At 50.7% G+C, this 13,947-nt stretch carries 9 protein-coding genes; 8 read left to right on the top strand and 1 reads right to left on the bottom strand.

Annotated features, from left to right (window positions below; translation table 11 throughout):
• The first annotated feature begins 47 nt into the window (after window positions 1–47).
• From CVT49_10940 to CVT49_10915, 6 genes are all read left to right on the top strand, one after another.
• Entirely contained in the window at window positions 48–1,292 is a 1,245-nt protein-coding gene (locus tag CVT49_10940) for an ATP-dependent helicase (GenBank protein ID PKK82972.1), read from the top strand.
• 182 nt (window positions 1,293–1,474) lie between these two features.
• Window positions 1,475–2,224 (top strand): hypothetical protein, encoded by a 750-nt coding sequence (locus CVT49_10935; protein PKK82971.1) that lies wholly within the window; start codon window positions 1,475–1,477, stop codon window positions 2,222–2,224.
• A gap of 274 nt (window positions 2,225–2,498) precedes the next feature.
• Window positions 2,499–3,803 carry a hypothetical protein gene (locus CVT49_10930; protein PKK82970.1) on the top strand — a complete coding sequence of 435 codons (1,305 nt, stop codon included), beginning with the start codon at window positions 2,499–2,501 and terminating at the stop codon, window positions 3,801–3,803.
• A gap of 324 nt (window positions 3,804–4,127) precedes the next feature.
• Window positions 4,128–5,051, top strand: coding sequence for a hypothetical protein (locus CVT49_10925; GenBank protein ID PKK82969.1), 924 nt, complete (start codon window positions 4,128–4,130; stop codon window positions 5,049–5,051).
• A 178-nt stretch (window positions 5,052–5,229) separates the two neighbouring features.
• The gene (locus tag CVT49_10920) at window positions 5,230–8,298 is read left to right on the top strand and encodes a restriction endonuclease subunit R (GenBank protein PKK82968.1); all 3,069 of its coding nucleotides are present in this window, start codon (window positions 5,230–5,232) and stop codon (window positions 8,296–8,298) included.
• 42 nt (window positions 8,299–8,340) lie between these two features.
• Entirely contained in the window at window positions 8,341–8,580 is a 240-nt protein-coding gene (locus tag CVT49_10915; GenBank protein ID PKK82967.1) for a hypothetical protein, read from the top strand.
• Window positions 8,581–8,790: 210 nt separating this feature from the next.
• Here the strand turns inward: CVT49_10915 and CVT49_10910 are convergent, their stop codons facing one another.
• Entirely contained in the window at window positions 8,791–10,230 is a 1,440-nt protein-coding gene (locus CVT49_10910; GenBank protein ID PKK82966.1) for a catalase, read from the bottom strand.
• A 305-nt stretch (window positions 10,231–10,535) separates the two neighbouring features.
• Between CVT49_10910 and CVT49_10905 the strand changes: the two genes are divergently transcribed.
• Together CVT49_10905 and CVT49_10900 are read left to right on the top strand one after the other, a co-directional pair.
• Window positions 10,536–11,009, top strand: a complete 474-nt coding sequence (locus CVT49_10905) for a hypothetical protein (protein ID PKK82965.1) — start codon at window positions 10,536–10,538, stop codon at window positions 11,007–11,009.
• A 126-nt stretch (window positions 11,010–11,135) separates the two neighbouring features.
• Entirely contained in the window at window positions 11,136–13,925 is a 2,790-nt protein-coding gene (locus CVT49_10900; GenBank protein PKK82964.1) for a hypothetical protein, read from the top strand.
• The last annotated feature ends 22 nt before the right edge of the window (window positions 13,926–13,947 follow it).

The following is a 13,947-nucleotide window of genomic DNA, read 5'->3' as shown; positions in this document are numbered from 1 at the left end:
GTGGTTTTATACTATCTTTTGCGGAAAAATATTAGTATCTTGGAATAATGAAAAGCAAATCATACACTGCAGGATTTGGCGGCCTGGGCATCGCCCCGGGGCTGCTGGTTGCCATCGCCCGTCTTAAATTCACGGAACCGACGCCCATTCAGAGCCGCTCGATCCCGATCGGGCTTGAAGGCAAGGACCTGATCGCGGTCGCTCAGACCGGAACCGGTAAAACCCTCGCTTTCGGCATTCCCATGATCCAGCGCCTGGCGCAACTTAAGGGACGTGGATTGGTGCTTCTGCCGACGCGCGAATTGGCGATACAGGTGGACGAATCGCTTCTGGCGGTGGGACGGTCGCACGGTCTCCGCACCGCCGTGCTGATCGGCGGGGTCCCGGAAGGAAAACAAATACGTGCGTTGGGAAAAAATCCTCGTATAATAATCGCCACTCCGGGACGTCTCGTGGATTTCCTCGAACGACGGATACTCAATCTCTCCAGTGTTAAGATTCTGGTTCTGGATGAGGCCGACCGCATGCTCGACATGGGCTTTGCACCGCAAATCAACAAGATTCTGCGGTCGGTTCCAGGAGAACGTCAAACCATGCTGTTCTCTGCGACTATACCGCCGGAGATTCTGGGGCTGGCCCATCAGCATATGAAGCTGCCCATCAATATTGCAGTCGCTCCGTCTGGGACCGTCGTCGAGAAAGTCGTGCAAGAGGTATTCTTCATCGAGAAGGAAGCGAAGAGTCGGCTGCTCGAGGTGTTGCTGGCCGAATATCACGGATCGGTCCTGGTCTTCACCCGCACCAAGCACGGGGCCCGCAAACTCACTCGCCATTTGCGCGTCATGGGACAATCCGTGGCGGAGATCCATTCCGACCGCAGCCTGGCGCAACGCCGCGATGCGCTTGAAGGCTTTAAATCAGGCAAGTACCGTGTGATGATTGCCACCGACATCGCCGCGCGAGGTATTGACGTGGTGGGAATCGAATTGGTGGTCAATTATGATCTGCCCACCAATACCCAGGACTATGTGCACCGCATCGGTCGAACCGCGCGGGCAGGCATGGCCGGACGGGCTATTTCTTTTGCTACGTTCGATCAGCGAAGCGACATCAGGGATATCGAAAAATTGATAAGAACCGGGCTCTCAATTAAGCAGGTCCCGGCGTTGCCGTTCGATCGCGCCCCGCGCACCCTGCCGGCCTTTGTACTGGAGCAACAGCGTGCCGAAAAACCGCAAAAGCCCTTCGGCCGCTCATTGAAAAAGAAAACGACCACACGCCGCCGCCGATAGGTGGTCGAGCGGCGCCAGCGAGAGTCTGACCCGTGTCGCAATAATCTGCACAAAATTAAAGACTGTTAATTCTCCCGGTCGCAAATATCTATGGTATTGCGTAAGACTTCAGTTTGCAGCCGGTATGGCCGATATGATAATGGGGGACAGCTTCTTATATAATTTGATGAGGCAACAGGAAAATGGAACGTCGAAAAATCGAAAGACATGCTCCCAGGGAATACATTATGGTCTATGATGATCGGGACGGGCGACCTCTGGGCAAACTGATCAATCTTTCCACTGACGGAGCCATGTTTATTACAGACGGGCCTATCAAACCCACAACTATTCTTCAATGCCGGGTGAAGTTAAAGGAACCGATATTGGGGCACGACAAAATCTATTTCGCCGCCGAGTGCCGCTGGTGCAGGAAAAATGTCGCGGCAGGTCACTGGGAATCCGGTTATCACCTGCAAGTGTCAGGCATTGAGGCGGACCTGATTTCATACATGGTTCTGGGTTTCAAGCTATGTGACTGGGGTGATGAAGACTTGCCTGACGTGAAAACAACCGAAATGGAGAACCGCCGAAAGTCGGTTAGATTCGAATTCGATGGAGCCTTCCCTGTTTATGAATTTCGCGGCTACCGGCAGTTGGGCACGCTGGCCGATATCAGCATCGAAGGAATCCGGATTTTCACGGAGAAGCGTTTTGACAGGGACGAAATATTCCGGTGCCGTATCAAATTACCCAGGAAAGTATTTCAGCAGGATTTTCTGGTGCTGGAAGCCAGGTGTATGTGGTGCCGAAAACAGAAGGGCGTCGCTCGTTATGAATCCGGACATATGCTTTTAAATACCTCAAAAGAGGACCTTGCAATAATATTACATCTCCTCATATATTATGCCAGGCCTCAGCGTACTAAACGAAAAATACTTATTGCCGAATGAAGAGCCAATAAATCTGCCAGCCCGCGGATGTCCAATAGATTACGAAAATCGTCTAATCGTCCACATTACTTTACCACGATTTATATCGGCTCCGTAGAAGTCCGCAATCCATGTTATTACTTCAGTTGACGGCCCGGAAAATTGATTAGTGTCTGGATCTAATAACTTTCGCAAGATAATCTCGTATATTAATTAGAGAGCATTTTATCTAACTATAGATGAGGTTCCTGCCGTGACCAGGTTGGCAAGTCGGGCCGTAATAGTATTCTTAATCATGACTATCTTTGCAACGCTGCAGGGTGGGTGCAGCAAATCGGTGGATAGCGGGCCTGTCAGTCCAACGGTGATTTCCGCGGCGCCTTTGGATGCCTCCGTTGGCCGGGAATATACCTACACGGTAATTGCGACCGGCAACCCACCACCGATCTTCAGCCTGGCTCAGGCCCCCGAGGGTATGACGATTGACCAAGTGAGCGGCTTGATCTCCTGGGTGCCGACTTCAGACAGCTATTTTGATTCGAAAGTCAGCGTCGATGTGAGCAATCAGGGCGGCCGTGTCTCCCATGAGTTCGTGATACAGGTCACCGGTAAAAACATCGACGGATGGGAGACGAGCAGTCTTGTCGCGGAAGATATCGACCCGGCGGCGATTCGATCGATAGCGAGTGATATCGAGGCAGGCATATATCCCGGGATTAAGAGCCTTTTGATTGTCAGAAACGGACAACTGGTATTTGAGAATTATTTCAACGGCGGCACCCGGAACACCTCCTTGAATATTTACTCGGCGGAGAAATCAATAACCTCGTGCCTGATGGGAATTGCGATCGACAATGGATTAATTGCCGGCGTTGATGAACCACTCTATTCTTTTTTCCCGGAATATGATGCCTTTGATAATTGGTCGGCATGGAAAGAAGCAATTTGTCTTAAACATCTTTTGACGATGACATCCGGTTTTGAGCTGGAGGGAGCGAATTACAATCTCTGGATGAATAACATCGGGCCGAGAGATTGGATCAAATTCTACCTCGATTTACCGGTTGTATTCTCTCCGGGCAAGGCCCTTGATTACAAAAGTCTGTGTGATCGTCTGGCGGGTCATGTGGTGGAGCGGCAGGCGCAAACAACATTGCCGCAGTTTGCGGCGGACCGGCTGTTCAAGCCCCTTGGCATGGCCTATTACAATTGGTACGGATGGAACCCGGTCAACAGTTCCATGATTTCGGGACTGCTGAGACTAAGGGCGATCGATATGGCCAAGGTCGGTCAGATGTATCTCGATGGCGGTATGTGGCAGGGCAACCGGATCGTCTCCGAGGACTGGGTGACGCGCTCAACGACCCTATTCCGGGGCAACTATGGCTATAACTGGTGGGTATATGTATGGGCGACGCCGGTCGGTAATATTAGAGTGTACTACGCGTATGGCAATGGCGGCAACAGTATTTATGTAATAGAAGAGCTGCAGATGGTCGTTGTCTTCACCGGCGATTACTTCGTTCAGCCCGATCAATGGGACCAGCAGTATGACCTGATGAAATATCAAATCATCCCGGCGGCAGGCGACAGCATGTAGGACATCTCGCCTTCAGTCTGAGAGAGCTTCAGAGCGCTGTCAGAGATTGCCTGGCCGGGGTGTTCGATCCACATTGAAATTCAGTACACTCCCTGTCTTAAAATGAATGTTCGCCTTTTTAAAATACTAAAAGTTACGAAAAACGTCTAATCGTCCCAGCTTTATTTGTACCCAAAATCCTATATTATTTATTAATTACTTTTGCCGAAATAGTGGTCCTGTTTTATATTCCGGATGTTTGAAAAGAGATTACGACAATCGTGAATATTGAATCGGCGGGAGTCCTGGGACTCCCTGCGAAAACCGAATAAAGGAAGCACCATAATGACAGATTTGAATCACCCGGTTTTGGTAACCGGTGCCAGCACCGGTATCGGCAACCACCTGGTCAAATATCTGGCCGCGCAAGGGCACCTTGTTTATGGTACCGCCCGCAAAGAGGACGACCTGGCGGCGCTGGGAAAGATTGAGAATGTCGTTCCGATCGAGCTCGATGTCAGAAACGCGGAGCAAATCCGGCAGGCCTTCACTTTCATTTCCGGCCGCGGTACGGGGTTGTACGGCCTGGTGAATAATGCCGGCCTGGGGGAACTCGGGATGATTCCCTCCTGGACCGATGAGGAGGTATTAAATATTTTTAATGTCAATGTCTTTGGCCCATATCGCATGACCAATGCCTTTCTTCCGCTGCTGCTTGAGTCAAAAGGAAGGATCGTCAATATCGGCTCTCAGGGCGGCGTGATTACCTACAAGTATTACGGCCCGTACACCATGACCAAACATGCACTGGAAGCGTATACTACTACTCTGAACTTCGAACTGAATCAGTACGGAGTGCAGGCAAGCATTGTTCAGCCGGGGGGGATTATCTCCAATATCGGTGCCAATTCGATGCCCGCTACGATCGCACGTTTTAAACGCGCTACGGCTCCCTTCACCGAAGAAGCGGAGCTGGTCCTGGCCGGCTTTGAACAGGAACCCTCTCAGGAGTCTGATGAAGAGGAATCAGAAACAGTACGGAAACCATCTTCGCCGGAGATTGTCGCAATCGCTGTATATGAGGCGCTGTTTTCGGAGCGGCCGAAGACTCGGTACCTGGTCGGCACCAAATGGGAGGGCGACCGGGTGCTCAATGAATTGCTGGCCAAGTTGCTTGATGAAAACGACAATCCCCGGCACAATTACTCGCGGGATCAACTGGTGGCACTGCTGGACCAGCACATTCTCGACCGGCGCCACCTGGAATGATTAAAAAATTCGGCGGAAACCAAAAAGATAGGGCCGCGAAACTTTGAAATCGAGCGAACGGGCTCGCTGCAGGGCACGCTTTTTTATTGCCATTTTATCAATAATTCCATAGATTCAATTTGCAACAGGCAGGGGCGCACATCGTTGCGCTCAGCATCTTCGACAAGCTCCTGCTCTGATGGAACTATTAATGGCGGGAACCCGGCCTATGTCTCAAATTGATATTGCTCTGGAAAAGATTGGAGTCCTCGTTGGAGACTTTCAGAGCCATGAGTCTCATTACAAATCTGCCACGTACCTGGAAGCCGAAGCCCGCAAAGACTTCATTGACAAGTTTTGGATTGCCTTCGGCTGGGATGTGAACCACGAACAGCAGACCAATCCTTATGAGCAGGAAGTCAAAGTGGAGCGGGGTGTCACGGTAGGAGGCATTCAGCGCCGTGCAGATTACGCCTTCTATCTAAAACCAAACTATCACGATGTGCGTTTCTTGGTTGAAGCAAAGAAACCGGCCGGAGAACTTGCGACTGTTGAAAATTATTTTCAGTTGATCCGTTACGGCTGGAATAGCAACATCCCCCTTGCCGTCCTCACCGATTTTGAGCAGCTCCACATCATCGATTGCCGTTTTCGCCCCGACCTGGGAACCACCTTGGATCGGGCAATCAAGAAGTTCCATTATACCGATTATACGAATAGTGAGAAGCTTGCGGAAATCTACTGGCTATTTTCGCGCGAGGCTGTTGATGACGGGTCGATAGATAAACGCGCCAAAGAACTTCCCAAACCGCGTGGCAAGGCCATACAACGCGGTCTGTTTCCCGGTGGTTACCAAAGCATCGATGAATCGTTTCTTGGTGAACTGGACGGGTATCGCACGTCCCTGGCCCGCACCTTTAAGAACAGAAACCCGGAGCTAAACAGCGAAACACTGACTGAACTGGCCCAACGCACCCTCGACCGCCTCGTCTTCCTTCGCTTTCTCGAAGACAAAGGGATCGAACCGAAACGACTCGTTGAATCCTTCGGCGAAAAGGGTACCGTATGGGGTGATTTTGTCGCAACCAGTCGCCGCCTCGACAGCATTTATAATGGCATCGTCTACAAACGCCATGACCTCCTCGACAGCCCAAAGTTTCGGGTGGATGACACGGCCTTTGCCGATATTTGCGAAGGTCTGGCCTACACCAATTCGCCCTATGATTTCAACGCAATTCCGATCCACATTCTCGGATCAATTTATGAACGCTTTCTTGGCAAGGTCATTGTAGCCACCAACAAGCGAGCTACTGTCCAGGAGAAACCGGAAGTTCGCAAAGCCGGCGGCGTCTATTACACGCCAGAATATATCGTCCGCTATATCGTCGATAACACTGTTGGCAAACTTATTGCCGGTAAGACACCCAAAGAAATCGCGGAGATGCGTTTTGCCGACATCGCCTGCGGCAGTGGATCGTTCCTGCTGGGTGTCTTCGACCTGCTGCTTAAGTATCATGGCCACTATTACAACGAAAACCCCAAAAAAGCACGCAAGGGCGATTGCATCAAGCGCGACGGCAAACTCTACCTTTCGTTGCGCAAGAAGCGGGAAATCCTGCTGAATAATATCTACGGCGTGGATATCGACGCCCAGGCCGTTGAAGTCTGCCAGCTCTCCCTTTACCTGAAACTTCTGCAGGAAGAGACTGAGGCCAGCGCTCAATCGCACCAGTTGGAGTTTCACGAGACTTTATTGCCGCCACTCAATAAGAATATCGTCTGCGGCAATTCCCTAATCGGAACGGATATCCTGGATGGACAGCTTTTCCCCCAGGAAGAGGAACGCAAACTCAACCCGATGAACTTCGAGGACGCATTCCCTGTTGTGATGAAGCGCGGCGGCTTTGATGCTGTCGTTGGGAATCCGCCTTATGTTCGCCAAGAATCCCTTGGCGCGATGTTCAAAAATTATGTACAAAATCACTTTGAGACTTACGCTAGCACAGCCGATCTTTACACTTACTTTATTGAAAAGGCACACAAAATTCTTAAACTAAAGGGACTATTTGGTTACATAGTTTCCAACAAATTTATGCGGACAAATTATGGAAAACCGCTCCGCAGCTTTTTGGCAAGCAGGACGACACTCCATCAAATCATCGACTTCGGGGAACTCCCTGTATTTGAAAATGCCGCCACATTCCCGGCGATTCTGATAACGCGCAATACACCTGCCAAGAAGCAAAACTACATTCATGCCGCAATCAAACGCCTCAATTTTACCACACTCACAGACGAGATCATTAACAGTGGGGAACAGCTGGACGAATCGGCTCTCGCGGTAGAGAGTTGGACACTTACACTCCCCAAAAATCTTGTTGTTCTGAGCAAACTCAAAGCCAGAAGCTTACCGCTTGGGAATTATGTCCTTGGGAAAATTTACCGCGGAATTTTGACTGGATTTGATAAGGCCTTCTTGATAGACGACGCTACATGTGAAAAGCTCATCGCAGAAGATGCAAACAGCGCCATGGTCTTGAAAAGATATGGTATCGGCGATGATGTTAGAAATTACGCAATACGAGATAGCCAACGCTGGCTTATTTTCTTTCCGCGTGGGTGGACAAATAAGAATAGACCACCGAAGGTGTCGGCTTGGAGTTGGATCAGCAAAGAGTTCCCGGCAATAGCAAATCATCTTGAGCCATATGCCAAGGATGCCAGTAAGCGCTGCGACCAAGGCGAATATTGGTGGGAACTTAGGGCGTGCACTTATTATGATGACTTCGAACGACCCAAAATAGTATGGCCCGAAATAGCCAAAGAAGCCCGATTTGCTTTTGACACTGATTTTTTGTTCCTCAACAAAACGTGTTTTATTTGCCCTGTTGACGACAAGTATCTGCTCGGCCTGCTCAACTCAAAAGTGATTTGGTTCTTTCTCAAGAACACCTGCTCCGTCTTGGGTGATGCTGACAAAGCTGGACGGCTGTTACAACAAAAAATCTATCTCGAACAAGTTCCTATTCGAGAGTTGAACCTCAGGGTCAAGGACGAGAAAACCCGCCACGACGAAATGGTCTCGAAGGTAGAGGCGATGTTGGAGGCAAAGAAGCAGTTGGCCAAGGCGCAAACCGATAAAGATAAGACCTACTACGAGAACAAATGCATATCCCTTGACCGCCAAATTGACCGCCTCGTCTATGACCTTTACGATCTGACCGAGGACGAGATAAAACTGGTTGAAGAGTCCACCAAGTCCGCGTAGTTCTGGTGCCGTACGCACCCGGCAGCTATCGTTGCAATTGGCTTGCCCGTCTTAAGAATTAACTTTACTCCAATTGAGCCGGGAATTGAATTCTCCAAAGAAAAAGATTTCGGTAACACCAGGATAGATCAAACCGGGCGCCGGATCTGCCCGATTTCCATGAAGCTGTCAGTCATTTTCATGAAACACTATCGGACCTGGCGCGGCATATTGAGGCAGGGACCGAATTCCGGGACATCACGGCCGAAATACTCCTGCAAGGTCCTTTTTCTGATGCGATGACGCACGCCGGTCAACTGGCCTTGCTTTGAAGGCTGGCCGGCAGCCCGGTTCCGCCCGAGAACTTTATCTATGCCGATATTAATCCGGCCAATCTCGGTCCCGATCAGCCGCCTCCGGCCAGACCGGATAAAGAATGGCCGGAAGCTCCTGACAGCGACAAATCCCGATAAAAGTCAATCGGGCAATATCGGACAACTCCTTCTTTGGTTATCACCACCCGAGCGCCTTTTTCACGCCTTCGGCGTAGGCCTTGTCGGCTTTCGCGAAATGCCCGAGCTGCCTTTCGATTATTTCTTTTGGTACACCCGACATGGCGCCGGCGATGGCCTTGTGCAAGCGCTGACGTTCATCCTTAGGCATCAACCGATAGAGGTTGCCGGCCTGGGTGTAATCATCGTTGCCTTCGCGGTGATTGTACCGATCGGCATCACCGCTGATCTTTAGCGGCGGCTCTTTGAAGCGGGCATCCTCAGCGGGCCCGCCAAAGCTGTTCGGTTCATAATTGACATCTCCGCCATAGTTGCCGTCAAATCGCAGCACCCCGTCGCGATGATAAGTGTTGACTGCGTGGCGCGGACGATTGACCGGCAGACTCTCATAATTCACACCCAAACGATAGCGATGGGCGTCGGCATATGAAAAGATGCGGAATTGGAGCATTTTATCCGGACTCTGACTGATACCGGGCACCATATTGGCGGGCGAAAACGCCGACTGTTCTATTTCAGCAAAGTAATTCTCCGGGTTGCGATTCAATTCCAGGACACCGACATCAATGAGCGGGAATTCCCCGTGGGGCCAGACCTTGGTAAGATCGAATGGGTTATAAATAGTTTTCTCGGCCTGCTCCTCCGTCATCACTTGAATCTTTAAGTTCCACCTGGGAAAATCTCCCTTCTCGATGGTTTCAAAGAGGTCACTCTGATGACTCTCCCTATCTTTGGCTATGATAGCCGCCGACTCTTCTCCGGTCATACACTGAATTCCCTGGGCCGTTTTGAAATGGAACTTGACCCAGAATCTTTCATTCTTCTTGTTAATAAAGCTGTAAGTGTGACTGCCGTAACCGTTAATATGGCGATAGCTGCGCGGCAGCCCTCGATCGGAAAAGAGGATGGTGACTTGATGCAGGCTTTCCGGCGAAAGCGACCAGAAATCCCACTGTGCCGTGTTGCTTCTTAGGTTGGTTTTCGGGTCCCGTTTCTGGGTATGGATAAAATCGGGAAACTTATAGGGGTCGCGGACAAAAAAGACCGGCGTGTTATTGCCGACCAGATCCCAGTTGCCTTCGTCCGTATAGAACTTCATCGCGAAGCCCCGGACATCACGTTCAGCATCGGCGGCACCACGCTCTCCGGCAACGGTGGAAAACCGCAGAAGACAATCGGTCTTTTTACCCACGGCGGAGAAAAGTTTGGCCTTGGTGTATTTGGTGATATCATGAGTGACGGTCAGGGTGCCGTAGGCGCCCGAACCTTTGGCGTGCACCACTCGCTCGGGAATACGCTCACGATTAAAGTGAGCATGTTTCTCGAACAACTGCCAATCCTGGACCAGCAGCGGACCGCGCGGCCCGGCCGTCAAGGCATTCTGGTTGTCACCGACCGGGATGCCGGCCGAGGTCGTCAATTGCTTTTTCTTCTTTGACATGGTTTATCCTCCTCTGTTTTGATAAATATACGGTCGATATTCGTCTTATTATTAAAATTAGATAATTGATTTTATCTAATATTAGATATAGTCAAAATTAAAGTCAAAAAATAATACTTTCTTTTACCCCGCAGAACAACATGAAATTCGCGGACCTGAAAGTCTTTTAGTGTTTTTTCACCCGTCACTTTGTTGTCATTTTAATTGATTTCGTGGTCAGCAGAAATTATTTTGTTGCAGTCAATTATATCTACTGTTAAAGTCGAAAATAACGGGACTTTGACACAGGTGCCGATGGAGACAAAATGATTACAATACGTGAATTGCAGCCCGAAGACGACCTGGCAGCCGTCCTTAAACTTTGCCGGGACTTCTTTCTTGAATACGAGGAGCATCACAAAGAATTTTTCGATACCGATAACCTGACCGATGCCGATATCTCGGGCCGCTTTCTGGAGTCCATGACCTCTGACACCAGCGCCACTATAATTGCACTTGTTGATGATAGGATTGCCGGTTATGCCTCGGTCGCCGTGCGTGAGCAGCCGCGTTTCTATAAAATCAAGAAAGTCGGCGCCATTTCCGCTCTTATGGTTGCAGAAGAATACCGTCGCCGCGGCATTGCCACTCAGCTTCTCGCGGAATCAAAAGCCTATTTCCGGCGGCAGGGGATTAAGTACTTTACTTTCTATACGGCGACCGCCAATCTGGCGGCCATTCGGCTTTATGAAAAGTGCGGCATGGCTGTCCTCCACACCGCCTTCATCGGAGAAACATAAAACAAGATTTATCCTTGCGGCCAACGCCGGCCCTTAACCAAAAAAAGGCAACAATCCTAATCAATTCCCGTCACATTATGGTAGATCATTTTGAATCTATCATAAAGCGTGATAAAGGAGTTAGGCATGGTTTATTTCAAGAGCTGCATCAGGCTTGTTTGTCTTCTTGTACTGGCTTTGGGGGCTCAGGCCTCAGATATCGACATTTTCACCGCTGCCGAACAGGGAAATCTCGATGCCATTATGGAACTGGTGCGGGCAAACCCGCAGTTGGTGAGTGCGACTGATAATGGTGGATACAGTCCTTTGCACAAGGCCGTTTACAACGGCCACCTGGAAAGCGTCGAGTATCTCCTATCGCAGGGAGCGAATATCAATGCAACTTCGGTGAGCGGCAGTACACCCATTCACGGAGCCGCCTTTTACGGTCACCCGGAGATGGCTCGCCTCCTGCTTGATAAGGGAGCCTCGGTTGACATGGTCAATGCGGGCGGATATACACCTCTCCTGAGTGCCGGTGCCGGTAATCATGGCGACATTGTCCGGCTGTTAGTCGAAAAGGGAGCCAATATAAATATTATAGCGGGCGACGGGCGCAGTCCTCTCTATCAGGCGGTATGGAATGCTGATGCCGACCTGACAAGATTTCTTCTGGATAATGGGGCCGAGGCCAATATCAGGACCGAGATGGGTATTTCACTGCCCTACTTTGCAACTTCCCTGAGAGATCGGGAATTCGGTCTCATGCTTCTCGAAAAAACAATTGATTTCGCGGAAAAAGACGCCCTGGGTATGAGCATGCTTCATTACTCGGCGGCTCGCGGATTCACGGAGCAGGTTCAGATGCTGCTTGACAGGGGTCTCTATGTCAACGCCGAAGACAGTCTTGGACGAACGCCACTGTTTTATGCTTCACTCTGGGGGCATGATGAGGTAGTCAACTTGCTTAAAGCGCACGGGGCCGCGGCCGGTGAAGTGGCGCAGCCATGGTTCAAAGATGACTATCTTGGCAGGCCGATCCCCGGAAAAATCCCGACCAAGTTTGTCGGGGACGAGCTGAGAACGCCGTTCGCCCCGCATGGGCAATTGACCTTTTCTCCCGACGGCAACGAAATGATCTGGTGCCATCAGGCGATGCCGATTCAGGCAATGTGGTACACCAGGCAAATAAATGGAGCTTGGCAGCAGCCGACAATCGCACCCTTCACCGATCCCGCCCTGGAATACGCCGATGGCAATCCCTGTTTTTCCGCCGACGGCAAGCGCATCTATTATCATACCCATCGACCGTTATCCGAAGACAGGGATCGAGAGGAGAAATCGAATATTTGGTATGTTGAGCGATCCGGCGATGGCTGGAGCACGCACGCCCCATTGGGACCGCCGGTCAACACCGATCAAAACGAGTACGGACCGGCCATAGCGCCCTCCGGTAACCTGTACTACATTGGTGAGGGATATGAAGACACCTTCGGTACCGGGGATATCTATCTATCAGAATTTGTTAATGGCGCCTATACCACACCCCGTAACCTGGGACCGGCCATCAACGGCGAGTACCATGAGCTGCATCCGGCGGTGCCTTCGGATGAAAGCTATATCATTTTCGCATCCGATCGCCCCTACATGTTCCAGCGAAATCTCCAGCTCTATGTCTCTTTCAAAAATAATGGTGGATGGACGGAAGCGGTGCCACTTGGCAGAACTATTAACCAGGGGCATACCTGGCACCCCTTTATTACGGCCGACGATAAATTCGTGTTCTATCAACAGGGTGTTGACTATAACTGGTTTAGTACGGCCCTGATTGAAGACATCAGGCAGGCAATGCTCGGGCCGGATCGGGTTGAAGCAGTCACGCCCATCCCTGTTTTGCGAAAAAGTGAACAGGTTTTCGAGCATGCTTCTACCAATGACATCGCCTTGGGAGATCTTGACGGCGATGGTGATCTCGACGCAGTTTTCTCGAACATGCGCCTCAACGACTCCCGCATATATCTCAATGACGGTCTGGGGCGATTCACTCCAACAGAGCAACTTCTGACCCAGCAGGGACACGGCGTCGATCTCGGGGATCTCGATGCTGATGGTGATCTGGATATTTTCATTACCTGCGCCGGATTTGGTGCGAACAATGTCGAATCGCATCGTCCCAGCAAAGTTTACTTCAACGACGGCAGGGCCGGCTTTACGGTTTCCGCGCAGGACCTTGGAGATTCGTTATTAAGCGGCAATGATGTTGAACTCCTCGATATTGACAACGATGGTGACCTGGACGCGTTGGTCGTTTATTATCAGGAGGATAATGGGATTTACCTCAATGATGGCCACGGGCAGTTTACCCGATCCGACCAGACATTTATTACCGGCTCTAATTGGGTTGACCTTGACGGCGACGGCGATGTAGATATTTTTCTTCGGGAACCCGGCGTCGGCTTCAAAACGCTTCTTAATGATGGCTCCGGACATTTCACCGAGTATTGGTCAAGGGTCGATAGCGGCCTGAATCGCGGTGGTGTCGGCTTTGGCGATATCGACGAAGATGGTGACCTTGATGTCATAATTGCCTTCCTGGATGAGTCGGAACATCGCTATTCGACATTATGGTACAATGACGGAACCGGGCGCTTTGATGAGTCGGATGCAAAACTTCCGCTGACGCGCTATGCCAGGATGGCGGTAGGGGATCTTAACGGCGACAGCCACCCGGATGTGTTCGTCAACAACTTCGGTCTCCCCAGTGCGGTATGGCTTAATGACGGCAGAGGCGGTCTATTCGACTCGGGCATCAGACTGCCCGGTGAATGGCAGAATACGAGCTGCCCCCTGGGCGATTTTGATAATGACGGTGATCTTGATGTATTTATCTCCGCCTTTGGCGGCGGCCCCAACGAGATCTGGTTTAATGAGCAGTGAATCGGCCGATATTCCGCTCTTA

It is taken from the genome of candidate division Zixibacteria bacterium HGW-Zixibacteria-1 (assembly GCA_002838945.1).
In the GTDB taxonomy this organism is placed as follows: Bacteria; Zixibacteria; MSB-5A5; order GN15; family PGXB01; genus PGXB01.
Note: the sequence above shows the minus strand (reverse complement) of the source record. Positions and strands in the feature narration are given on the sequence as shown.